The organism is Xinfangfangia pollutisoli (genome assembly GCF_020179405.1).
In the GTDB taxonomy this organism is placed as follows: Bacteria; Pseudomonadota; Alphaproteobacteria; order Rhodobacterales; family Rhodobacteraceae; genus Pseudogemmobacter; species Pseudogemmobacter pollutisoli.
The window spans coordinates 30652-53842 of record NZ_JAICBZ010000008.1; the positions used below are offsets into that span (position 1 = coordinate 30652).

The window sequence follows — 23191 nt, forward strand, 5'->3', positions numbered from 1 at the left end:
GACGGGCTCAGCCCGCGCGTCCCGCCCGCACCACCTCATGGACGAAGCCAAGCTTCGCGATCACCGGCTCGGTCAGGGCGAAAGGATACAGATCGGGCTGGCCCATGGATCGGTTCATCGTGTTCAGCGCCACGGTCAGCGGCGGCCAGGCATGGATCAGCCGCCCCATCCGCCGCACCCGGTAGGGGTCGAAATCCACCTCGGTGGTCAATTCGCCCTCATCGTCGATGCCCGGGTCGATCTTCATCCCCAGGGCCGCCGCCGTCTCCAGCGTGTCGACCATATGCAGGTAATGCGCCCAGGTCTCGGCCCAGTCCTCCCACGGGTGCATCGTCGCATAGGACGACACGTGATCGGCCTGCCAGCCGGGCGGCGGGCCTTCGGTGTAATGGCGCTGCAGAGCGGCCGAATAATCGGCGGTCTCGTCGCCGAACAGGCCGCGGAACTGCGCCAGCCGGTCATGGCCGCTTACCAGCAAGTCCCAGTAATAATGGCCGATTTCATGCCGGAAATGGCCCAGAAGCGTGCGATAGGCCTCGCCCATGTCGGCGCGCATCTTCTCGCGCACGGCATCGTCGGCCTCGGTCAGCGAGATGGTCACCACGCCATCGGCATGGCCGGTCAGCACCCGCTCGGCCCGGCCCGGATCGTCGGCCAGAAAGTCGAAGACCAGCGGTTCGGGATGGCCGGTGCCGGGCAGGGGCAGCGGCAGGGCCAGGGCGCGCAGCGTGTAGATCAGCCGGCGCTTCGCTGCCTCGATCTTCTGCCAGCGGGCATGGTTTTCCGGGGCCGACAGATCGGGAACGGTGCGGTTATGCGCGCAGGCCGGGCAGAAATCGGCCCCGGCATTTTCATGCGGAATCAGCCAGTTGCAGGCCGACAGCTCCCAGTTTCGGCAAAACCGCCAGCGGCCGGGCCCCTCGGCCCCGCCCTGGGGCTGCGCGCGATACCAGGCCGCGCCCTCGGCCTCGACGGCGATCATCTCGGCCGTCTCGGGCAGATAGCCGATCGTCCGCCCGCAGCGCAGGCAGACCGTGTTTTCGAAATGCAGGACTTGCCCGCAGCATTGGCACTGGAACAGTTTCATCGCGGCCTCGGCTTTGCGGGGGCAGAACGCGCCCGCATCCTTTCCGTTCCCGGCCCGCTTGACCAGCACGATCCGCACTCTGGCGCTTGGCCGGCAAATTCCGTATCCCTGCGCGGCATTGACGAAGGGGTTTGCCATGTTCGCCGTCACGCTTCTGACCAATCCCGAAACCCCGGTGCTGGACCGCGCCACGGTCGATGCGCTGTGCCGCGATTGGGGCGGGCAGGGGCTGCGCTGGCTTGAGGCCGGGGTGGCGGCCGAATTCCTTGTGGACGCGCTGCCCCAGACCCAGGCGCAGGCCTGGCAGGATCTGCAGGCGCGGCGGATCGACCTGGCGGTGCAGAAGGCCGAAGGGCGGCGCAAGCGGCTGCTGATCGCCGATATGGATTCGACGATGATCCGGCAGGAATGCATTGACGAATTGGCCGATGAGGCCGGGGTCGGTGCCCATGTCGCGGGGATCACCGCGCGGGCGATGAATGGCGAGCTGGATTTCGAAGCCGCGCTGCGCGAACGGGTCAACCTGTTGAAAGGTCTGCCGGAAAACGTGATCGACCGGGTCTTGCGCGACCGCATCACCCTGATGCCGGGCGGGCCGGTCCTGCTGGCCACGATGCGGGCGCAGGGTGCCTATGCCGCGCTGGTCTCGGGCGGGTTCACCGCCTTCACCGCGGCCATCGCGGCGCGGCTGGGCTTTCACGAGAACCGCGCCAACACGCTTCTGGTCGAGGGCGGCGTGCTGACCGGCACCGTGGCCGATCCGATCCTGGGCAAAGAGGCCAAGCTGCAGGCGCTGGAAGAGATCACCGCCCGGCTGGGCATCACGCCCGAGGATGCGGTGGCGGTGGGCGACGGGGCGAACGATCTGCCGATGCTGCAGCGCGCCGGCATGGGCGTGGCGCTGCATGCCAAGCCGCGGGTGCAGGCCGATTGCGACATCAGGGTGAATCACGGCGATCTGACCGCGCTGCTGTACCTGCAGGGCTATGCGCGCGAAGAGTTCGCGGCATGATCCTGCGCCCCGCCCGCCCCGAAGATGCGCCCGCGATGGCGGCGCTGCTGAACCAGATCATCCGCATCGGCGGCACGACCGCGCATCAGCGCGAAAAACCCGCCGCGCAGGTCCGCGGCGATTACATCGACGGGCCCGGGACGCTGTGCTGCCATGTCGCCGAAGATCAGGGCGATCTGATCGGCTTCCAGGCGCTGGGCCGGAACGCGGCCCTGCCCGAGGATTGGGGCGATATCGGCACTTTCGTGCGCCCGGGCCTGCAGGCGCGCGGCACGGGTGCGGCGCTGTTTCAGGCGACGCTGGCGGCGGCCCGCGCGGCGGGGCTGCGGGCGATCAACGCCACGATCCGCGCCGACAATGTGCCGGGCCTAGCCTATTACGCGCGGCTGGGTTTTGTCGATTACGCCCATGATCCCGACTGGGCGCTGGGCGACGGCACCGTCACCGGCCGCATCAGCCGCCGCTTCGATCTGTAACCGATGTTCGAGCTTGCCGGTCATCTGGTGCTGCTGCTGGTTCTGGCGGCGTTTCTGGCGGGCTTCGTCGATTCCATCGCCGGCGGCGGCGGGCTGATCACGCTGCCGGCGCTGCTTCTGGTGGGGGTCGATCCGGTGCAGGCCCTGGCCACCAACAAGCTGCAGGGCAGTTTCGGCTCGGGCACGGCGGCGCTGGCCTATGCGCGGGCCGGCCAGGTGCGCCCGCGCGAGCAGCTGGTGATGGCGCTGATCGCAGGCCTGGCGGGCGGGCTGGGCTCGGCGCTGGCCTATCTGATCCCGCCTCAGATCTTCCGCGCCGCGATGCCGATCCTGTTGATCGCCGTCGCCGGCTTTTTCGCCCTGCGCCCCGGCCTGACCGATCAGGACCGCGCCCGCCGCCTGTCGCCCGGTCTGTTCGCCGTCACGCTGGTGCCGGCGGTGGCGCTGTATGACGGGCTGTTCGGGCCGGGCACGGGCAGTTTCTTCATGCTGGGCTTCGTTCTTCTGGCCGGGCAGGGGCTGCTGAAGGCCACCGCGCATACGAAACTGCTGAACTTCGCCTCGAATCTGGGCTCGGTCCTGGTCTTTGCCAGTTCGGGCGCAGTGCTTTGGGCGGTGGCGCTGGCCATGTCGGTCGGTCAGGTCGCCGGCGCCGCCCTGGGCGCGCGGCTGGCCATGCGGGTGGGCGCCCGGGTGATCCGGCCGCTGCTGATCGTCAGTTCCACCGCGATGGCGCTACGGCTGATCTGGCAAAGCTGGGGCTGAGCCCTCGGCCTCGGCGCGGCCCCAATCCGCCCCCTGCATCTCGCGCAGGCGGCTGGCGGTCCGCTCGAATTCGAAGGCGCCCTCGCCTTCGACATACAGCCGCTCCGGCTCATCCGCGGCCGAGCAGATCAGCCGCACCTTCGCCTCATACAGCGCGTCGATCAGGGTGACGAAGCGCTTGGCCACGTTGAAGTTCGACGAGGAAAGCTGCGGGATTTCCTCAAGGATCAGCACCCGCACCGCCTGGGCGATGGCCAGAAAATCGGCCGGCCCCAAGGGTTTGGCACACAGTTCCCAAAAGCTTGCCCGACCCACGCCATTGGCGAAGCGCGGCAGAACCACATCGCGCCCGTTCACCGGCAGATGCAGCGGCCGGCCCGCATCGGCGCCGGTCAGATCATCCCAGATCGACTGGATCGCGCCGCGCGCCTTGCCCGCGGGGTGGAAATAGACCTGCGCGCCCTGCAGCCGGTGCTGGCGATAATCGTTCGGGCTTTCCAGCGCCACCACCTGCAGCCGCTCGCGCAGCGTGGCGATGAAGGGCAGGAACAGCGCCCGGTTCAGCCCGTTCTTGTACAGATCCTCGGGCGGCCGGTTCGAGGTGGTCACGATCACCACGCCCCCCGCCAGCAGCTTTTCGAACAGCCGGCCCACGATCATCGCATCGGTGATGTCGGTGATCTGCATCTCGTCAAAGGCCAGCAGCCGCACCTCGCGGATCACGGCGGCCGCTACGGGTTCAAGCGCATCCTCGACGCCTGTCTTGCGCGCCTCATGCATGCCGTGGTGGATTTCCTGCATGAAGGCATGGAAATGCACCCGGCGCCTGGCCACGCCGTCCAGCGCGCCCACGAACAGATCCATCAGCATCGACTTGCCGCGCCCGACGCCACCCCACAGATACAGGCCCTTGGGCGGCTGCACCGGCCGGGCGAACAGCCCCGCGAACAGGCCGGTGCGGCGGGTGGGATTGGCCTCAAGCCACAGCCGCAGCGCCTCCAGCACCGGCAGCACGGCATGTTGCGCGGGGTCGGCCCGCAACTGGCCCGCGGCCACCCGGGCCTCGTAAATCTCGGAGAGTGTCTGTCGCATACTGTCGTATACCGCTGGCCGCGCCCGGTGGAAAGCCGACCCGCTGCAGAGGGAATCGTGCGGAATCGAACGAATTCGGCCCGGCGCTAACGGAATCTACACGCGGCGGGCCCAGTCTGCGGCAACCCGTGCCATCCATGAGGCCATCATGTCGCGTCTCCGCTCGCTTAAACTTGCCACCAAACTTTCGCTGATCTCCATTGCCATGTTCGTGGTGATCGGCCTTGCCGGCTCTCTCGTGGCCGACCACTTCATCGCGAAATTCGCAACGGAACAGTACAGGTCGCAACTCTTCGGTGCGGCCCGGGTCTCTGCGGAAGTGATGAAAGATCGATATCCGCAGATGGAATTCGCCTTTTCCCATGAAGGCGATCTCGACATTGTCAAGTTCGAACAGCTGCCGGACAACGTGCCGCAGGACGTGTCCGACTATATTCTCGAAATCTCCGAACAGGACTTCACGCTGTTCAAATACGATCCCTCGGTCGAAGATTTCGTCCGCACGGCCACGTCGATCCGCCATCCCAACGGCGATCCGATCCTCGGCACCCATCTCGGCAAGGACCATCCTGGCTACCCGCATCTGATCAAGGGCGAATCCTATGTTGGCCCCGCCATGGTCGACGGCATCCCGCATGAACTGGACATGACGGTCGTCAAGAACAACGAGGGCCAGATCATCGGCGCCTTCGCCTCGGCCGTGTCGCATGAACAGCTTTATGCCAGCCTCAATTCGGCCCGCATGGCCTTTGCCGGCGTCATTCTGACGGTCTCGCTGATTGGCGGGCTTATTCTCTATGTGACAAACGGCCGGTTCCTGAAGCCCCTGGTCGGGCTGACCGCGGTGATCGAAAAGGTGCGGACCGGCGATACCAGCGGCGCGGTGCCGGGTTTGGGGCGCAAGGACGAAATCGGCGAATTTGCCGGCGGTGTGCAGGCCTGGCGCGAATCGATCGAAGAGGCGAAGCGGCTTGCCGCCGACGCCCAGGCGCGCGAGGCGGAACAGACGCGGGTCGTGCGCGACATTTCCACCGGGCTTGCCGCGCTGGCCGGGCTGGATCTGACGGCCAAGATCGAAAGCCCGAAATCCGATCCCTTCCCGCAGCGCTATGAAGAACTGCGGCAGAATTTCAACGATGTGGTCGATACGCTGGCCGAGACGATGCGCATGGTGCGCGAAATCGCCCAGTCGATCGACGATGGCGCCGCGGCGTTCAACGGCATTGCGCAGGACATGTCGAACCGCACCGAAACCCAGGCCGCGACGCTGGAGGAAACCGCCGCCGCGCTGGATGAGCTGACGGCCAGCGTGCAATCCACGGCCGAGAATGCCGCCAATGCCGATCGCCAGATGGCCGAGAATGGCCGCCAGGCCGAAGAAAGCGGCCAGGTGGTGCGGCGCGCGATCTCGGCCATGGAACAGATCGAGCAATCCTCGCGCCAGATCACCCGGATCACCGATGTGATCGACGACATCGCCTTCCAGACCAACCTTCTGGCCCTGAATGCCGGGGTCGAGGCCGCGCGGGCGGGCGAGGCGGGCAAGGGCTTTGCCGTCGTCGCCTCGGAAGTCCGCTCGCTCGCGCAGCGCGCCTCGGAATCCGCGAAAGAGATCAAGCGGCTGATCAACCAGTCCTCGGTCCAGGTCGAAGCGGGCAGCGCGCTGGTGCATGAAACGGGTGATGCGCTGAACAAGATGATCGAAAGGATCGCCGGGGTCACCGCGATGATCGGCGACATTGCCGGATCGGCCAAGGAACAGTCGCTGGGCCTGTCCGAGATCAACTCGGGCGTGAAGCAGCTGGATGAGGTGACCCAGCGCAACGCTGCCGTGGTGGTGCAATCGACGACATCGGCCGATTCGCTGCACGGCGATGCCGGGCGGTTGACCGAAAGCCTGGCGCGCTTCACCGTATCCGGCCTTGGCGGGGGGCGCAGTGCTGCCGCGCCGCGCCCGGCCGAGGCGCATCGTCCGCCGCCAGCCGCTGCGGCTGGGCTGGATTTCCAGCCCATGCCGGCCCAGGTGCCCGCCCGCGCGACCGGCACCGATGGCGCCGCCGGTTGGGAAGATTTCTGACCTGCGGCCCGGCTTGCGGCCGGGCCGGGCCGCGACGCGGCCCCCGCCCCCGGGCCCGCCCCATGGCGCGGCGTCGCTGGGTGGGTCCTTCGCTCAGACGGGCGGCAGCAATGCCGCCAGTCGCTGCCGCAGCGGATCCGGCCAGGGTTCGGGCCCGCCGGGGAAACCTGCAAAGACCACGGTCTTTTCCAGGGTGAAGCGGTGTTCGCCCGCGCCATGCGCCTCGATCCGCAGCGCCAGCGAACTGCGGCCCAGCCGCTCGGGCCAGAGCCGCCAGTCCAGCATCTCGCCCAGCCGCGACGGGCGCAGATAGCTGGCCTGCAGGGCGGCGGTGGGAATGCCGCGGCCTTCGGCCATCATCGCGGCATAGGAACTGTCCAGGATGTCGTGGAAAAAGCTTTCGGTGACCGCGCTCGCCATTTCGATATAGCGCGGATAAAAGACGATCCCCGCCGGATCGCAATGGTTCATCTCTACCCGGATCTCGCGCCGATAGACCGCATCCCGCACGGCAAACTCCTGCCCTTTTCGCCGCATCTGGCGGCATCCGCGGAAGAAGACCCCGGGCGCCGCGGCAAGACAAGGGCCGAAACCGAGGCGGCCCAAGCCTGGCGCGAGGCATCGCGGTCGCGGCCGGCCCGCTGCAACCCGGCCGTGAAGCCGCGTGCTTCCAGGCCGCGGCGGTCTCGGTCACCGGCCCTTGCGGTTGCGCGCGGCTGCCCTGGCGGGCGACCTGCCTGTGGCCTGGGCAAAGCCCGGGTGTCGCGGACCACCCGCCGCCTGGGCCCGGGTTCGGTCGGGTCTGGACGTTTGGTCCCCCCGCGGCGGAAGTGTTGTTTCTGCCCGCGCGGCGGGGGCTGCCGTCGAACTGGGTCGCGGGATGACCGGCAGAGCGGCGCCTGGCGAGGAAACACCGCCGCGATCATCGTCTTCGCGCCCCTGGCCTGTCGCCGGTACAGCCACCAGCCCCGACCCATCGCACCGGCCGCCACCCCGCCCCGGCGCCGAGGCGTTCCGTCCGGCCGTGGCGGCAAGGCCGGAGGGTCTGCCGGATGCTTAGCCGCGCTGCCAGTCGGGCAGATATTCGACCCGGTCGCAGCCGGCAAAGCGGGCCAGCCGCTGCAACTCGGCCTCCAGCCGGCGCAGCCGCCCTGTGCCGAACCCGACGCCCGGCTCGGGCCAAAGGCCGCGCACCCGCAGCGCCCCGGCATCGCGATGCGCCTTGACGTCCAGCCGCCCGATGAGGCGGTCGCCTTCCAGAAGCGGGAAGACGTAATAGCCATATTGCCGCTTCGGCTCGGGCACGAAGACCTCGATCCGGTAAAAGAAGCCGAACAGATGTTCGGCCCGCTTGCGATCGCGCAGCGCCGGGTCAAAGGGCGACAGGATCCGCAGCCGCGTGCCGGGTTCGGGCGGGGTCTCGTCCAGCAGGCCGGGCCGGCAGAAGACGCGCCGCCGCGCCCCGGTCCAGCCTTCGACCTCGGCCTCGACCAGATTGCCCCGGGCCAGCGCCGCCCGGCACCAGTCTTTCGCCGCCTCGGGGCCGATCAGCGCCCAATAGCCGGCGATTTCGCCCGAGGTCGCAAATCCCAGCCGGTCCAGCGCCGAACCACAGGCCCAGTCCAGCGTTTCCTCGGCCGCATGTGCCGCGCCGCGCGCGGCTTCGGGGATCACCCGTTCGGTCAGGTCATAGACCTTCTTGAACCCGTCGCGCCGTGTGACGGCCAAATCCCCCACCCGCCACAGATATTCCAGCGCGGCCTTCGACGGGTGCCAGTCCCACCAGCCGCCCTTGCCGCGGGTTTCGCCTTCGCCCACATCGCCGCTGCTGACCGGCCCGCCCTCTTGCACGCGCTTCAGCACCTCGTCGAACTTGTGATGAAACCCGTCGCGCTGCCAGCCGGTCCAGCGTTCGACCAGCCGGTCGCGGTCGCGGGCGAACCGGTGTTTCCAATGCCCATAGACCGAGACCGGCAGGATCGAGGCGTCATGCGTCCAGTGTTCCCAGACCAGCCGGTCCTGGTCATGCAGCCGTTTCAGCGCCGCCGGACGGTAGCTTTGCCGCCGTGACCACAGGATCATCTGATGCGCCCGTTCGACCGTGTTGATGCTGTCGACCTGCACGAAGCCGATCCGGTCGATCAACTCGGCCAGCGCGGCCCCCTTCGCCTCGCCCTGGGGCGCTTCGGCCAGGGCATGGCGGTCAAGGAACAGGCGGCGGGCGGTTTGGTTGGGGATCAGCGTCAGCATCTGCTTAGAACGGGGGTTTCGCGGGGAAAGATCAAGAGGCAGGCTCTGGCATGGCGCCGGGCAAAGGCGCTAGGGCCGGGCTGCAAGGATCGGAAGGACACGGGCATGCAGGCCTTGGAACGGCGGTTGCAGGCGCTGCGGGCGCCCGGGGTGGCGGCGCTTTTGCTGGCGGTCACGCTGCTGGCCTATTTGCCGGGCTTCTTCAGCCTGCCGCCGGTCGACCGCGACGAGACGCGCTTTGCCCAGACCACGCGGCAGATGCTGCAGACCGGCGATCTGATCGACCTGCGCTTCCAGGACGGGGTGCGCTATCGCAAGCCCGTGGGGATCTACTGGATGCAGGCCGCCGCCGTGGCCGCCACGGGGGAGACCGAGGGCGCGGCGATCTGGCGCTATCGGCTGCCCTCGCTCGCGGCGGCGATTGCGTCGGTCCTGCTGATGGCGGGGCTGATGCGGCGGCTGGGGGCGCCGCAGGCGGCGCTGGCGGCGGGGCTGCTGATGGCGACGGTGTTCATTCTGGGCGCGCAGGCGCGGCTGGCCAAGACCGATGCGGTGGTGCTGCTGACGGTGGTGCTGGCGATGGGGCCGCTGATCTCGGCCTTTCGCGATGACAAGGTCTCGACCGCGCGGGCGCTGCTGTTCTGGGCGGCGCTGGGCGTGTCGCTGCTGGTCAAGGGGCCGATCGGCCCGATGGTGCCGGTGCTGGCGATCCCGCTGCTGGCCTTGCCACGGCGCGGCTTTGGCTGGCTGGCGGCGTTACAGCCGTGGCGGGGGCTGTTGCTGCTGCTGGCGATCGTGCTGCCCTGGTATGTGGCGATCACGATCAAATCGGGCGGGGCCTTCTGGTCCGAGGCGCTGGCGCGCGATCTGATCGGCAAGGTGCAAGAGGTGCAGGAGGGCCATGGCGCCCCGCCGGGTTTCTACCTGTTGACGCTCTGGTTCAGCTTCTTTCCGGCCTCGGCGGCGCTGGCGCTGGCGCTGCCGCAGCTTTGGGCCAGCCGCAGGACGCAGGTCTTCCTGATCGCACTGGCCTGCGCCCTGCCGGGCTGGCTGATCTTCGAGCTGACGCCGACCAAGCTGATCCATTACACGCTGCCCTTCTACCCGGCGCTGGCGATCGCGCTGGCGGCGGTCTGGGCCCAGGCCGTGGCCCAGCCGCGACGCTGGGCCATGGCCCTGGCGGGGCTGGTGCTGCTGTTGCCGCTGGCGCTGGTGATCGCCATCGCGGTCAAGGCGGGCGAATTGGGCCCGCACCCTTGGGAGCCGCTGCTGCTGGCCTTTGCGCTGCTGCTGGCGGGTACGGCGCTGGCGCTGCGGGCCCTGCGAGCGCATCTGCCGCTGGTCACGCTGCTGGCCCTGTGCCTGTCGGGGATCGGGCTGCAGGTGGCGCTGTTTCCCACCGCCGCGGCCACGCCGGCCTTGTGGCTGACCCGCGATCTGGCCCGGGCGATCCCGGTGACCGAAGCCTGCCCGACCCCCACGCTTTACGCCGTGGGGATCCGCGAAGCCTCGATGGTGTTCGAATCGCCCGGGCGGGTGGTCTGGGCCTCTCCGGACGAGGCCGCGCGCGCCCTGGTCGAAGACGCCTGCGCCGTCGCAGCCGTCAGCGCGGCCGAAACCTTCGTGGCGCCGCCGGGCGTGGTGGCGCTGCGGCCCCTTGCCGGAATGAACCTGGGCACCGGCAAACGGATGGAGCTGGTGCTGTGGGGCCGGGCGCCGGGTTAAAGCCCGGCTTCCGCCGCGATCTCGGCGCGCGATTTGCGGGCGCGTTCGGTGGCCGATTTCAGCTGGCCGCAGGCCGCCATGATATCCTCGCCACGCGGGGTGCGGATGGGCGAGGCATAACCGGCCTTGTAGACGATGTCGGCGAAAGCCTCGATCCGCTCCCAGTCGCTGCGCTGATAGGGGCTGCCGGGCCATTCGTTGAACGGGATCAGGTTGATCTTGGCCGGAATGCCGGCGATCAGCTTGACCAGACGGCGCGCATCGGCATCGCTGTCATTCACGCCTTTCAGCATGACATATTCAAAGGTGATGCGTTCGCTGTTCGACAGGCGCGGGTAGTCGCGCAGCGTGTCCAGCAGCGTCTGGATGTTCCAGCGCTTGTTGATCGGCACCAGAACGTCGCGCACCGCATCGGTGGTGGCGTGGAAGCTGATCGCCAATTGGCAGCCGATCTCGGTCGCGGCGCGGGCGATTTCCGGCACCACGCCACTGGTCGACAGGGTGATCCGGCGGCGGCCCAGCGCAATGCCTTCGCCATCCATCACGATCTTCATCGCATCGCGCACGGCATCGAAATTGTACAAGGGCTCGCCCATGCCCATCAGCACGATGTTCGACACCAGCCGCCCCGCCTCGGCGCCTTCGCCCGGTTGCGGCCATTCGTTCAGGTCGTCGCGCGCCAGCATCACCTGGCCGACGATCTCGCCGGCGGTCAGGTTGCGCACCAGTTTCTGCGTGCCGGTATGGCAGAAGGAACAGGTCAGCGTGCAGCCCACCTGAGAAGACACGCACAGCGTGCCGCGCCCGTCTTCGGGGATATAGACCACCTCGACTTCATGCCCCCCGGCGATGCGCACCAGGTATTTGCGCGTGCCGTCGGCGCTGATCTTGCGGGTCACCACCTGGGGAAGGGCGATCTCGAACCTCTCGGCCAGCAGGGCGCGGAAATCCTTGGCCAGGTTGGTCATCGCCGCGAAATCGCGCACGCCCCAGTAATAGACCCATTGCCAGATCTGCCCGACCCGCATCTTGGCCTGCTTTTCCGGCGTGCCGGCCTCGATCAGCGCGGCGCGCAGCGCCTCGCGCGTCAGGCCGACAATGTTGATCCGCCCGGTCTCGGGCAGCTTGCGCGGCACGGTCAGGACGTCGGGCGTGACGGGCGCCGCAGAGGCAGGGGCATTGAAAGCGGGCGCCGGGGCGGCGGTGGGACGGTCGGTCATGGCAGATCCTTGGGTCGGGCCTTGCTACAGGCGATCTGAGTATCCGGCGGATATAGACGATCCCGCCGCAAAAGAAAACGCCCCCCGAAGGGGGCGCCGGGTCGCGCGGCAGCGGCGCTTACTTGCAGCGCTTGCCCGCGTCTTCCATCGCTGCAGTAAAGCCGCGCAGCGAGAAGGTGTCCTTGGTCTGGGTGCCCTTGCCCGAGCGCGCGGTGATGACCGCATCGGCCCCGGCCTTCAGCGCCGCCAGCAAAGCGCCGTCATCGCCCGGCCAGGCCCATTCGCCATCGGTGAACAATTCGAAGGTCTGCCCGCCGACCTCGACCTTGACGGTCGAGCCCGCGGCGAAAGGATAGCCGCCGGTGAAGCTGACCTCGCCGGGCTTGCCCGGGCGGAAGGTGACGAACAGAAGGATGTCGCCGCGGCGCACCGAGACCGGCTTGCCATCGCGCGAATTCACCGTCTCTTTCGGCTTCGAGACGCCCCAGCATTCCTTGGGATTCTCTTCGACAAAGACATTCCAGTCGGTGATCGTATTGACCCGATTGGTCGATTCCTGTGCGGATGCGGTGCTGGCGGCTGTGGCCACGATCGCGGCAGCCCAAAGGGCGCGGCGGAAGAAGGAAGTCATGTCAGACGCAGCCTCCAAGCTGTCTTTTGCCTCTGCGCCTTCGCCCGGCAGGTCCGCCCTGTCGGCGGCATTTTTTCGGCTGGCGGGGGCGCTCTGAACCCGATACTCCAGCTTTACGCAAAAACGCCATTCTGCGAAAGCCCTCTGGGCAGAAAATCGCACATCTGTGAGGGGGGCACGCATGGCCAGAGTCGATGCAGGCGCGGTTCCGGTGGCTGAACTGTGGCGCGGGGGCGTGCTGGAAAGCACCCATCTGGGCCATGCGGTCATCTGCGATGCCAAGGGGATCGTGGCGCAATGGGGCAACCCGCAGGCGGTGATCTTCCCGCGATCGTCCTGCAAGATGATCCAGGCCCTGCCGCTGATCGAGACCGGCGCGGCCGATGCGCGCGGCCTGTCCGAGGCGCATCTGGCGCTGGCCTGCGCCAGCCATCAGGGCGCCGACCTGCATGTGGAAATGGCGGGGCGCTGGATCACGGATCTGGGGCTCAGTGAAAGCGATCTGCGCTGCGGCGCGCATGAGCCGCTGGATCACGAAGAACGCGACCGGCTGATCCAGGCCGGAAAATCGCCCTGCCAGCTGCACAACAACTGCTCGGGCAAGCATTCCGGTTTCCTGACCGTGACCCAGCATCTGCGCGCCGGCCCCGAATATGTCGAGATCGACCATCCCTTGCAGCGCGCCATCCGCGCCGCGACCGAAGAGGTGACGGACGAGACGATTGCCGGCTGGGGCGTCGATGGCTGCTCGGCGCCGAATTTCGCCATGTCTCTGGCGGGGCTGGCCGGCGCGATGGCGAAATTCGCCACGGCGCGCGAAGGCCAGGGCGCGCGGCAGGATGCGATGGCGCGGCTGGCGCGCGCGATGGCCACCTATCCCGAACTGGTCGCGGGCGAGGGCCGGGCCTGTACCGAGCTGATGCGCGCGATGGGCGGCAAGGTGGCGATCAAGACCGGGGCCGAGGCGGTTTTCGTGGCGATCCTGCCGGAAAAGGGCCTGGGCATCGCGCTGAAGGTGCTGGACGGCAATTCCCGCGCCTCGGAAGCGGCGATCACCGCGCTTCTGGTGCGGCTGGGCGTGCTGGAGGCGGGCCATCCGGCCACGGTGAAGCGGCTGCATCCGGTGCAGACCAACTGGCGCGGCATCGAGACGGGCGAGGTCCGACTGGCCGAAGGCTTCGGCGCCGGTCTGTAACGGCGGTGTTACGCCGCGCTTGATTTGCCGGGCGTTCCACGGCACGATTCTGCCATGAATATGGAAGCGCCTGTTCCCATTCAGGCGGGGCAGGGGGCCGCCGATCCGGTGGCCTTCGACCGCCGAGAGTTGTCGGTGATCCTGCGGCTGTACGGCCAGATGGTCGCGGCCGGCGAATGGCGGGATTACGGCCTGTCGCATGGCCGCGAGGCCGCGGTGTTCGCCGTGTTCCGCCGCACCGCCGAGGTGCCGCTGTACCGGATCGAAAAGCGCCCCAAGCTGCGCGCCAAGCAGGGCATCTATGCGGTGATCGGCGCCGCGGGTCAGGTGCTGCGCCGCGGCCATGATCTGGCCGCCGTGCTGAAGGTGCTGGAACGCAAGCTGATCCGCCCGATCGACTGATCGCCGCCAACGGACTTGTGCCGGCCGGACTTGCCCCCCACCGGGCTTGCGCAGGCGGGCAAATCGGCCTCTGATCGCGGGGCCGTGGTGCCCTGAGGGGGAGCGTTCCTTGTCTTACGATGATGTGCCGGCGCAGTGCTTCTGGGGCAAATGCCAGCGCGATGCCGATTTCCTGCTGGATCGGCTTTATGCCCCGCAGATCGCGCTGACGCCGCAGACCCGGATCGCCACGGCGGGCAGTTGTTTCGCGCAGAAGATCGGCGGCGCGCTGAAGGCCACCAACGCAACCCTGCTGGATCTGGAGCCGCTGCCCCTGGGCATGCGCCCCGCGACCGGGCAGCGCTATGGCTATGGGCTGTATTCGGCGCGCTACGGCAATATCTACACCAGCGCGCAATTGCTGCAGCTGGCCGAAGATGCCTTTGCCGCCCGGCTGCGCGACGAGGCGATCTGGCAGGCCGATGGGGCCTGGATCGACGGTCTGCGCCCGCGGATCGAGCCGCTGGGCTTTGCCAGCCGCGCGATCCTGGAAGAGGCGCGGCTGTCGCATCTGCGCAAGGTGCGCGAGATCTTCTGCACCGCCGATCTGCTGATCTTCACCCTGGGCCTGACCGAGCGCTGGCAGCACCGCCAGACCGGAACGGTGTTTCCGATCTGGCCCGGCGCGCTGTCCCCGCCCCATCGCGATCCTGCGCATGTGTTTGAAAACGCGCGCGTTATGACTGTGGTGGATGAGCTGGACCGCTTCCTTCGCCTGGTGCGCGGTCCCAATCCGGGCCTGCAAGTGCTGTTCACCGTCTCGCCCGTGCCGCTGATTGCCACAGCGACCGGCGGCCATGTTCTGGCCGCGACCCAGCGGTCGAAAGCGGTGCTGCGCGCGGCGGTGGACGAGATCCTGCATCTGCATCCGGGCTGCGACTACTTTCCGTCCTACGAGATCGTGACCGCCAATCCCCGCGCGCGGTCGGCCTTTCTGGGCGACGAGCGCGAGGTCCGCCCCGAGATCGTCGCCCGGATCATGGATCTGTTTCTGGCGGCCCACCCCACGCTGCAGCGGCAGACACCGGACGCGGCGGCCGAAGCGCTGGATCCGGTCTGCGAGGAAGTGCTTCTGCAGGCGGCCCGGACATGAGGCTGCTGGTCATCGGCAATTCCCATGCCGCCTGCCTGATCGAGGCCTGGCGCGGCGCCGACGGGGCCCATGGTGCGACCGAGGTCGATTTCTTCGCCCGCGCCGGCACGGCCCTGGGCGAATTCGCGATCGAGGGCCGCAGGCTTTACGCGCCCACTGCCGAAGGTCGGGCCTTTCAGGCCCAGCTGGGGCAGAAGGCGGAATTCGATCTGGCCGGTTACGATGCGATCCTGGTCGTTGGCCATGAGCTGAGCGGCTTTCGGCTGGTGCGCATCCTGAACCGCAATCACGTTCTGGGCTGGCCCTATCGCAACCGGCTGGACATTCCGGTGATCACCGAGCCCTGCCTGCGCGACGCGCTGGACGATTCGCTGGAAGACATCACCGCGACGCGCCTTCTGCGCCAGATCGCGCCCGCGCTGTCGGCCGACCGGCAAAGGCTGATCGCGCTGCCGCAGCCCTATCCGTCGCAGATCATCCTGCAGGGCAAGGCCAAGTCGGTGGGTTTCGTGCGGCTGTGCCGGGCGCAGGTCGGCGCGCAGTGCCGGGCCCTGTTCGAAACGGTGGCGCAGGCGCATCTGGCCGGCATCGGCGCGGCGTTTCTTCCTCAACCCGACGAGACGGTGGTGGAAGGCCTGCTGACCGGGCAGGACTATACGCTGGGGGCGCGGCGTCTGTCGGATCTCAGCCAGACCCAGCCGCCGCAGGACGAATTGCATGCCAATGCCCGCTATGGCGCATTGATCTGGGCGCAGGTTCTAGCCGAGCTGGGCGCGGCCTAAGCCTTTAGCGCCGATCGCTCTTCCGGCAGCAGCAGGCCCGCGCCATTGCGGCGCAGCGCCGCGGCCAACTCGGGCCCGGGTTCGCGATCGGTGACCAGCGACAGGTCGCTGTGCCAGCCGGTCAGCAGCACCAGCGCGCGCTTTTCGAACTTGCTGTGATCGGCCAGCACATAGGACCGCCCCGCGCTGGCCAGCATGGCGGAATACACCTCGCCCACGCCCAGCATCGCTTCGCTGATCCCGTCGCGGTTCACCCCCGAGGCGCCGATCAGCACGACCGGCGCGCGATAGCGTTCGACCGCGCGGATGGTTTCGGGGCCGCAGACCATGCGCTCTTGCGGCTCGAAACTGCCGGGCAGCAGCACGATCTCGATCAGCGGATTCGACGAAAGCTCTAGCGCGATCGGATAGGTGGGGGTGATCACCGTGATGCGGCGGGTGATCTCGCGCAGGGCGCGGGCGAATTGCAGCATCGTCGCGCCGCCGCCCAGCAGCAGCGCCTCTTCCCCCGCCACCTCGTCCAGCGCCCGGCGCGCGATGGCCTGCCGCTCGGCCACGTTCAGGTTGATGCGGTCATTCAGCAGCGGCTCGAAGCGGTTCTTCGCCACCACCGCGCCGCCATAGGTGCGGCTCAGCCGGCCCGCCTGATCCAGTTCGGCCAGATCCCGGCGGATCGTCTCGGTCGAGACGTCCAGCTGTTCGGCAAGCTGGTTCACCCGCAGCGCCGGGTTGCCCTCCAGCGCGCCGAGGATGCTGTCCTGGCGCTGCTCCTTGCGGGATTTCATCGGTTTCACTGGCAACACCTTCCGATCTGACGACCCGTATTTGTGTGGAGTCCTGCATCATTGCAACCCGGATGACAAAGTTCAAACGCAAGAAATGACCATCTGCCAACATTTATTTGTTGCCAGATGCAGAATCAGATGACAATCTCCGGTCAAACGGAGGTGCGGCGTGTTCAACTACGGATACTTCAGCTTCGAGTCGAAGGCCGAGCTTCTTGCGAAGTCGATCGAATACTGGAACCCGGGCAAGACGAAGTTCTGGCAGGATGCCGGCATCGACATGGTGATCGACCGGCGCGAGGGATATTACCTTTACGACATGTCCGGCCGCCGGCTGATCGACCTGCATCTCAATGGCGGGACTTACAATTTCGGCCATCGCAACGCGGAACTGGTGGCCACGCTGAAATCCGCGCTCGACTATTTCGACATGGGCAACCACTGGTTCCCCTCGGTCGCCCGTGCCGCCTTTTCCGAGAAGCTGGTGAAGACCGCCGCGCATATGCAATACGCCATCTTCGGCGCCGGCGGGGCCGAGGCTGTGGAAATCGCGCTGAAGACTGCCCGATATACCACAAAACGCCGCAAGATCGTGTCGATCATCAAGGGCTATCACGGCCATTCCGGCCTGTCGGTCGCGACCGGCGACGATCGGTTCTCGAAGATCTTCCTGGCCGACAAGCCCGAAGAGTTCATTCAGGTGCCGTTCAACGACATCGACGCGCTGGACCGCGCGCTTCGCGGCCGCGACGTGGCCTGTTTCATCATCGAGACCATCCCCGCCACCTATGGCTTTCCGCTGCCCGATGACGGCTATCTGCAGGCCTGTCAGGATCTTTGCCGCCGCTACGGCACGCTTTACATCGCCGACGAGGTGCAGACCGGCCTGATGCGCTGCGGCACGATGTGGGGCTGGCAAAGCTACGGGCTGGAGCCGGACATGTTCGTGACCGGCAAGGGGCTGGGCGGCGGCATCTATCCGATCTCGGCCTGTGTGGTGACCGAGAAATGCGGCGGCTGGCTGCATGAAGACGGGGCCGCGCATATTTCGACCTCGGGCGGGTCGGAACTGGGCTGCATCGTCGGCCATCAGGTGATCGACATCCTGCAACGCCCCGAAGTCATTGCGAATGTGCATTCGGTTGCCGATTTCTTCCGCCGCGCCCTGACGCAGATGATGGCGGCCCACAGCGACATTTTCGTAGGCATCCGCCAGCGCGGCGTGATCCTGGGTCTGGAATATGACCACCCCGAAGGCGCGGTGGCGGTGTCGCGCGCGCTGTATGAACACGGGGTCTGGGCGATCTTCTCGTCGCTGGACAAGCGGGTGCTGCAGTTCAAGCCGGGCGTGCTGCTGGATGTGGCGACCTGCCAGGAGATCATCGACCGGATGGAGGCCGCGATGCCGCGTGCCCGTGCTTTGCTGCGCGACATGCGCCGCGCGGCCTGAGGGGGAAAGCCGATGCCGATGCAGCTTCACCAGGACGCGCCGCGCCTGCAGGTTCCAGACCGGGCCGAAGAGACGGCGAAGATGAAGATCGACCGCGCCACCTGGGCGGGGCAGGCCTTTGCCCGATATGACCGGGCGGCGGTGATGCGGATCGCGCGCGCCGTGGCCGAAGCCGGGCATGCCGCGGCCACGCAATTCGCCGAGGCGGCGGTGGCGGAAACCGGCATGGGCGTGGTGGCCGACAAGGTGCTGAAGAACCAGCTTTCGGCGCATCCGCTTGTCGATTTCTACGAAAACCTCGATCTGGTCAGCCCGAAGGTCGATGCCGAGCGCCGGATGATCGAACTGCCGCGTCCGGCCGGCGTGGTGCTGGCGCTGACGCCGGCGACCAACCCGGTCTCGACCCTGTATTACAAGACGATCCTGGCGATCCTGTCGCGCAATGCGATCCTGTTCAGCCCGCATCCGATGGCCAGACGCTGCTGCAACGCGGCCGCGGCCCGGCTGGCGGCGGCGGCCGAGGCGGCGGGCGCGCCCTCGGGCCTGATCCAGTGCATCGAAGAGCCCTCGGTGCCACTGGTGCAGGCGCTGATGGGGTCGGCCAAGGTGCAGGTGATCCTGGCGACGGGCGGCGGGCCGATGGTGCGGGCGGCCTATTCCTCGGGCAATCCGGCCATCGGCGTGGGCCCCGGCAATGCGCCGGTCTATGTCGATCCGGGCACCGACCAGACGGTCGCGGCGCGGCGCATCATCGACAGCAAGGCCTTCGACAATTCGGTCCTGTGCACCAATGAAAGCGTGCTGATCTCGCAAGAGCGGGATCGCAGCCGGCTGGAACGCGCGCTGCGGGCCGGGGGCGCCCATATCTGCTCCGAGGCCGACGTTGCCAAACTGCGCGACTGGCTGTTCCCCGGCGGGCATCTGAACACGGCCGCGGTCGGCAAATCGGCGGTCTGGATCGCGGGCCAGGCCGGGCTGCGCGTGGTGGGCACGACGCGGGTGCTGGTGGCGCCGGTGGCGCTGGTGGGCATTGACGAGCCGCTGACCCGGGAAAAGCTGTGCCCGGTGCTGGGCTGGGCGCTGGTCAGCAGCGCCGCCCATGCCGCCAGCATGGCGCAGATGATCCTGCGGATGACCGGCGCGGGCCATTCCGCCGCGATCCATACCGACGATCCGCAGCTGGCGCTGGATTTTGCAAGCGCGCTGTCGGTCTATCGGGTGGTGGTCAATGCGCCCTGTTCGCAGGGGGCCGCCGGGTTCGCCACCCATCTGGCGCCGTCCTTCATGATCGGCACCGGCTATTTCGGCCGGTCCTCGGTGGGCGAGAATATCGGGCCGCAGCATCTGGTTCACTGGACCCGGCTGGCCTGGAATTCCGACCCCTCGGTCAGGCCCGGCGATCTGGACGGGCTGCGGGCGCCCTTCGCGGGGCCCGAGGCCGCGCCCGCAGTCCCGCTGCCCTTCAGCGCGCCGGCCAGCCGGCCCGTGGGCGAGGGCGGGGTCGATCGCGACCTGCTGCGCGAGCTTATTCTTCAGGAACTCCGTGATCTGACCAGGGGCAAGTCGTGACCGATCTCCGCGCCTTCATCTTCATCGACCAGCTGCAGCCGCAGACCCTGGCCTATACCTCGACCTGGATGCGCGGAACGCTGCCGCGCGCGCGGATGGCGGCGCAGATCATCGAGATCGCGCCGGGGCTGGATGTCGAGGCGCTGACCGATACGGTGCTGAAAAGCGCCGAGGTGCGGGCGGGGTTTCTGGTGGTTGAACGCCAGTTCGGCACGCTGCAGTTCCATGCCCGCTCGACCGCCGAGGTGCAGGCCGGGGCGGCGGCGGCGCTGACGGCCATGGGCAAGCGCCGCGAAGATGCCGAAAAGCCGAAGATCATGGCCTCGAAGATCGTGACGCGGGTTGATGACCAGCATGCCTTCCTGATGAACCGCAACAAGACCGGCTCGATGGTGCTGGCGGGGGAAAGTGTCTACCTGCTGGAATGCCAGCCCGCGGCCTATGCCATCCTGGCCTGCAACGAGGCCGAGAAAGAGGCGGACATCAAGGTCATCGACATGCGGATGATCGGGGCGAATGGCCGGCTGTATCTGGCCGGGACCGAAGCCGATGTCAGGAATGCCCGCGACGCGGCCGAGCGGGCGCTGCGCGAGGCGGGGGCGGTGGATGCGAGGGCGGGCGGATGAGCGATCTGCGCGCCCTGATCCGCGAACTGCTGTCGGAAGAGATCGCCAGCCTGCGCGCCGAAATCCTGGGCGGGGCGGCGGTCGCGGCCGAGCCTGTCCAGGTGTCGACCGAGGCGCAGCTGACGGAATTCGCCCTGACCATCGCGCGCCGCGCGCAGGCGCCGGGCTTTCTGGCCGGGCTGGAAGCGGGGCGGATCCGCTTTGCGCCGCAGGGCATGGCCGCCATGCCGGGTCCCGCCCCGGTCGCCGCCGCCGTGCCCGCCCCTGCCCCCGCCGGGGCGCCGGTGGCGCGGCTGGTCACCACCGTTCCGGCGGGCATTCCCGAATTGCGCAAATCCCTGGTGACCGAGCGCGACATTGCCGCGATCGGCACCGACCAGACGCGGCTGCGGATCACCAAACAGGCGCGGCTGACACCCCTGGCGGGCGACGAGGCCCGCCGCCGCGGCATCAGGATCGAAAGGACATTGGCATGATACGGGCGCGCGTCAGCGGCAGGCTTTGGTCCACCCGCCATATCGGCACGCTTCCCACCGGGGCGCTTCTGGAGGTGGAAACCGAGACCGGCGCGAAACTGATCGCCTTCGATCCGCTCGGCTGCGCCGAGGGCGAGGCGGTGCTGATCACCCAGGGCTCGGTCGCAGCTGCCTGGTTCACCGAACGCACGGCGCCGATTGACGCGCTGATCATCGGTTCCATCGACGACGCATCTGCCGGGAAGCCGGCCGCGAAACGCAAGTAAGGAGGTTTTCAAATGGCTAATCTTGCAATCGGAATGATCGAAACCAAGGGCTATGTCCCCGCGCTGGCGGCGGCGGATGCCATGGTGAAGGCGGCAAATGTCGAGATCGTCGCCCGCAACGAAGTGGGCGGCGGGCTGGTCTCGGTCGTGGTGCGCGGCGATGTGGGGGCGGTGAAGGCCGCCACCGAAGCCGGCGCCGAAGCCGCGGCCCAGATCGGCGATGTCACCGCCGTGCATGTGATTCCGCGCCCGCATGCCGATCTGGCAAAGCATTTCGACGCGCTGAAGGCCTGAGCCGGCACCGCCGGTTCCCGCATGCAGGACAAGGATCAAGGGCATGACAGAGCTTCGCGTCTATCTTCCCATCGAGGATCTGCAGCCTCAGTTCGCGGCCTATCTGTCCTCGCCCACCCGGGCGAGGGGATATCCGCCCTTCCGGGGCCAGCATTCGCTGATCATCGAGGTGGCCCCCGCCTTGGCGATCCACCGGGTCACCGATCTGGCGCTGAAGGCCGCGCCCGAGATGGAGCCGGGGATCCTGTACACCGAACGCCAGTTCGGCCTGCTGGAGCTGCATTCCGACCGGATGGCGGATCTGACCGCCGCCGGCCAGGCGATCCTGGCCGGGATCGGCGCGGCGCCGGCCGATCAGATGCGCCCGCAGATCCTGTATCACGACATCATCGAGGATCTGTCGGATCAGCATGCGATCATCCTCAACCGCGCGCGCGATGCCTCGATCCTGGTGCCGGGCGTTGCGCTGCTGATCTATGAAATGGCGCCGGCGCTTTTCGCCTGCGTCGCGGCCAATGAGGCCGAGAAGGCCGCGCCCAATGCCGTGATCAACGATGTGCAGATGATGGGCGCGACCGGCCGGCTGTTCATGTCGGGCACCCCCGCCGAAATGCGGATCGCGCGCGACACGATCACCGCGAAACTGGAGGCGATCACCGGACGATAGACGACGGGGCCGCAGGGCCCCCTTCACGCCCGAGAGGTGGATCAACCATCCGAGAGGCAAAACCAACAAGGGAGAAAGACGATGATCACGAGACGTCAGTTCTCGCTGGGCGCGGCCGGTCTGGCCGGTCTGTCGGCGTTTTCGATGCCGGGCCGGGCGCTTGCCGAGCGCAGCAATCAGCTGAATATCCTGTGCTGGGAGGGCTACAATTCCGACACGGTGCTGAACCCCTATCGCGCGGCCCATCCCGGGGCGACGATCCGGGCCGAAAGCGGCACCTCGGACCCCGAGATGATCAACCGGCTGCGCGCGGGCGAGATCGGCACCTGGGATCTGATCAATGTGAACCAGCCCTGGGCGCGCGGAGAGCTGATCCGCGATGCCCTGATCCGGCCCCTGAACAAAGAGCGCTTCCTGCCCTGGTTCGACAAGATGACGCCGGAATTCGCCAAGCCCTATGCGCTGGCCTTCGCCGACAATGGCGATCTGCTGGGCATGCCGCAGCGCTATGGGCCGTTCTCGTTCGTGGTGAACACCGACAGGATCAGCCAGGATAGCGCCGAAGAGCAGGGCTGGAACCTGTTCCTCGATCCGGCGATGAAGGGCCGCTACGGGCTGCTGACCTATGACAACTGGAACGTGATCCATCTGTGTCTTGCGGCCGGGCTGGACCCGTTCAAGCCGGTCGAGGGCGCCGATGCCGACCGCTTCGCCGAAACCTGCCGGCAGATCGTGGCCGGCGCGCGGCTGATGACCGACGATCTGGTGGCGATGAACACCGCGCTGATCAATGGCGAGATCGACGCCTATTTCACCGGCGGCACCTATACCGCCTCGCCCGCGCGCTATGACGGCGCGACCTTCGTGCGCGCGATCACGCCGCGGTCGGGGCCGGTCGGCGGCAAGGGCGGCGTGGTCTGGGTGGAACTGACCTCGGCGGTGAACAACCCCGATCCTTCCGGCCTGGCCGAGGATTTTCTGGAATTCGTGCAGAAGCCCGAGATCTGCAAGGCGGTGGCCTTCTCGGAAGGCACCTACAACCCGATCGCGCAGATGGGCAATCCCGAGGTGATGGCGCTGTTCGACGCCGAGATGCTGGAGGCGATCCAGTTCGATTCGCTGGAAGCCGAGCTGTCGCGCTGTCTGGAATTCGATGTCGTGCCTTCCTACGACGCCCTGCTTGCGGCCTATGTCGCCGCGCGGCGCGGCTAG

24 protein-coding genes are annotated in these 23191 nt (G+C 67.6%); 17 read left to right on the forward strand and 7 right to left on the reverse strand.

Translation table 11 applies throughout. From position 1 onward, the window contains the following. Positions 1-7: 7 nt before the first annotated feature. Positions 8-1087 carry a zinc-binding metallopeptidase family protein gene (locus K1Y73_RS04985; protein WP_225026909.1) on the reverse strand — a complete coding sequence of 360 codons (1080 nt, stop codon included), beginning with the start codon at positions 1085-1087 and terminating at the stop codon, positions 8-10. 136 nt (positions 1088-1223) lie between these two features. Here K1Y73_RS04985 and serB point away from each other — a divergent pair, with 136 nt between their 5' ends. Genes serB through K1Y73_RS05000 form a run of 3 tightly spaced genes read left to right on the forward strand, consistent with a single transcriptional unit; the run spans position 1224 to position 3340 of the window. Continuing rightward, positions 1224-2099, forward strand: coding sequence for a phosphoserine phosphatase SerB (gene serB, locus K1Y73_RS04990; protein ID WP_225026911.1), 876 nt, complete (start codon positions 1224-1226; stop codon positions 2097-2099). Then, complete coding sequence (locus K1Y73_RS04995) at positions 2096-2575, forward strand: GNAT family N-acetyltransferase (protein ID WP_225026913.1); 480 nt, start codon at positions 2096-2098, stop codon at positions 2573-2575. The genes serB and K1Y73_RS04995 overlap by 4 nt, the downstream gene beginning before the upstream one ends. Positions 2576-2578: 3 nt before the next feature. Beyond that, positions 2579-3340 (forward strand): TSUP family transporter, encoded by a 762-nt coding sequence (locus tag K1Y73_RS05000; protein ID WP_225026914.1) that lies wholly within the window; start codon positions 2579-2581, stop codon positions 3338-3340. Here K1Y73_RS05000 and zapE read toward each other — a convergent pair. Next, a complete protein-coding gene (zapE, locus tag K1Y73_RS05005; protein WP_225026916.1) occupies positions 3311-4432 on the reverse strand; it encodes a cell division protein ZapE in 1122 nt (373 codons plus the stop codon). The two genes, K1Y73_RS05000 and zapE, sit on opposite strands and share 30 nt — an antisense overlap. A 148-nt stretch (positions 4433-4580) precedes the next feature. Between zapE and K1Y73_RS05010 the strand changes: the two genes are divergently transcribed. After that, a complete protein-coding gene (locus K1Y73_RS05010) occupies positions 4581-6509 on the forward strand; it encodes a methyl-accepting chemotaxis protein (RefSeq protein ID WP_225026918.1) in 1929 nt (642 codons plus the stop codon). 93 nt (positions 6510-6602) lie between these two features. On the opposite strand, the gene K1Y73_RS05015 is transcribed toward K1Y73_RS05010, so the two are convergent. Together K1Y73_RS05015 and K1Y73_RS05020 are read right to left on the reverse strand one after the other, a co-directional pair. Next, positions 6603-7019: an acyl-CoA thioesterase gene (locus tag K1Y73_RS05015; RefSeq protein WP_225026919.1), complete on the reverse strand. Its 417-nt coding sequence runs from the start codon at positions 7017-7019 to the stop codon at positions 6603-6605. A gap of 546 nt (positions 7020-7565) precedes the next feature. Then, complete coding sequence (locus K1Y73_RS05020; RefSeq protein ID WP_225026921.1) at positions 7566-8759, reverse strand: winged helix-turn-helix domain-containing protein; 1194 nt, start codon at positions 8757-8759, stop codon at positions 7566-7568. Positions 8760-8864: 105 nt separating this feature from the next. Here K1Y73_RS05020 and K1Y73_RS21980 point away from each other — a divergent pair, with 105 nt between their 5' ends. Next, complete coding sequence (locus K1Y73_RS21980) at positions 8865-10484, forward strand: ArnT family glycosyltransferase (protein WP_263626517.1); 1620 nt, start codon at positions 8865-8867, stop codon at positions 10482-10484. Here K1Y73_RS21980 and rlmN read toward each other — a convergent pair. Both rlmN and K1Y73_RS05040 read right to left on the reverse strand, forming a co-directional pair. After that, positions 10481-11704 (reverse strand): 23S rRNA (adenine(2503)-C(2))-methyltransferase RlmN, encoded by a 1224-nt coding sequence (gene rlmN, locus K1Y73_RS05035; RefSeq protein ID WP_225026922.1) that lies wholly within the window; start codon positions 11702-11704, stop codon positions 10481-10483. The two genes, K1Y73_RS21980 and rlmN, sit on opposite strands and share 4 nt — an antisense overlap. Before the next feature lie 118 nt (positions 11705-11822). Continuing rightward, positions 11823-12335, reverse strand: a complete 513-nt coding sequence (locus K1Y73_RS05040) for an invasion associated locus B family protein (protein ID WP_225026924.1) — start codon at positions 12333-12335, stop codon at positions 11823-11825. A 181-nt stretch (positions 12336-12516) separates the two neighbouring features. Here K1Y73_RS05040 and K1Y73_RS05045 point away from each other — a divergent pair, with 181 nt between their 5' ends. The 4 genes from K1Y73_RS05045 (at position 12517) to K1Y73_RS05060 (ending at position 15846) form a co-directional block, all read left to right on the forward strand. Continuing rightward, positions 12517-13530, forward strand: coding sequence for an asparaginase (locus tag K1Y73_RS05045; RefSeq protein WP_225026925.1), 1014 nt, complete (start codon positions 12517-12519; stop codon positions 13528-13530). Between the two features lie 54 nt (positions 13531-13584). Further along, positions 13585-13932 (forward strand): DUF2794 domain-containing protein, encoded by a 348-nt coding sequence (locus K1Y73_RS05050; RefSeq protein ID WP_225026926.1) that lies wholly within the window; start codon positions 13585-13587, stop codon positions 13930-13932. A gap of 109 nt (positions 13933-14041) precedes the next feature. Further along, positions 14042-15064, forward strand: a complete 1023-nt coding sequence (locus K1Y73_RS05055) for a GSCFA domain-containing protein (RefSeq protein WP_225026927.1) — start codon at positions 14042-14044, stop codon at positions 15062-15064. Then, complete coding sequence (locus tag K1Y73_RS05060) at positions 15061-15846, forward strand: hypothetical protein (RefSeq protein WP_225026929.1); 786 nt, start codon at positions 15061-15063, stop codon at positions 15844-15846. Before K1Y73_RS05055 ends, K1Y73_RS05060 begins: the two co-directional genes overlap by 4 nt. Here the strand turns inward: K1Y73_RS05060 and K1Y73_RS05065 are convergent. Continuing rightward, positions 15843-16631 carry a DeoR/GlpR family DNA-binding transcription regulator gene (locus K1Y73_RS05065; protein ID WP_225026931.1) on the reverse strand — a complete coding sequence of 263 codons (789 nt, stop codon included), beginning with the start codon at positions 16629-16631 and terminating at the stop codon, positions 15843-15845. The genes K1Y73_RS05060 and K1Y73_RS05065 overlap by 4 nt on opposite strands. A gap of 169 nt (positions 16632-16800) precedes the next feature. On the opposite strand from K1Y73_RS05065, the gene K1Y73_RS05070 reads away from it, so the two are divergent. The 8 genes from K1Y73_RS05070 (at position 16801) to K1Y73_RS05105 (ending at position 23191) form a co-directional block, all read left to right on the forward strand. Continuing rightward, positions 16801-18081 (forward strand): class-III pyridoxal-phosphate-dependent aminotransferase, encoded by a 1281-nt coding sequence (locus K1Y73_RS05070; protein ID WP_225026933.1) that lies wholly within the window; start codon positions 16801-16803, stop codon positions 18079-18081. 12 nt (positions 18082-18093) lie between these two features. Continuing rightward, positions 18094-19650: an aldehyde dehydrogenase family protein gene (locus K1Y73_RS05075; protein WP_225026935.1), complete on the forward strand. Its 1557-nt coding sequence runs from the start codon at positions 18094-18096 to the stop codon at positions 19648-19650. Further along, positions 19647-20276, forward strand: a complete 630-nt coding sequence (locus K1Y73_RS22100; protein ID WP_225026937.1) for a BMC domain-containing protein — start codon at positions 19647-19649, stop codon at positions 20274-20276. The genes K1Y73_RS05075 and K1Y73_RS22100 overlap by 4 nt, the downstream gene beginning before the upstream one ends. Next, the gene (locus K1Y73_RS05085; RefSeq protein ID WP_225026939.1) at positions 20273-20752 is read left to right on the forward strand and encodes a hypothetical protein; all 480 of its coding nucleotides are present in this window, start codon (positions 20273-20275) and stop codon (positions 20750-20752) included. Before K1Y73_RS22100 ends, K1Y73_RS05085 begins: the two co-directional genes overlap by 4 nt. Beyond that, complete coding sequence (locus tag K1Y73_RS05090) at positions 20749-21018, forward strand: EutN/CcmL family microcompartment protein (protein WP_225026940.1); 270 nt, start codon at positions 20749-20751, stop codon at positions 21016-21018. Before K1Y73_RS05085 ends, K1Y73_RS05090 begins: the two co-directional genes overlap by 4 nt. A 12-nt stretch (positions 21019-21030) precedes the next feature. After that, complete coding sequence (locus K1Y73_RS05095; RefSeq protein WP_225026942.1) at positions 21031-21312, forward strand: BMC domain-containing protein; 282 nt, start codon at positions 21031-21033, stop codon at positions 21310-21312. 43 nt (positions 21313-21355) lie between these two features. Then, entirely contained in the window at positions 21356-21979 is a 624-nt protein-coding gene (locus K1Y73_RS05100) for a hypothetical protein (RefSeq protein ID WP_225026944.1), read from the forward strand. A gap of 81 nt (positions 21980-22060) precedes the next feature. After that, positions 22061-23191 carry an ABC transporter substrate-binding protein gene (locus K1Y73_RS05105; RefSeq protein ID WP_225026946.1) on the forward strand — a complete coding sequence of 377 codons (1131 nt, stop codon included), beginning with the start codon at positions 22061-22063 and terminating at the stop codon, positions 23189-23191.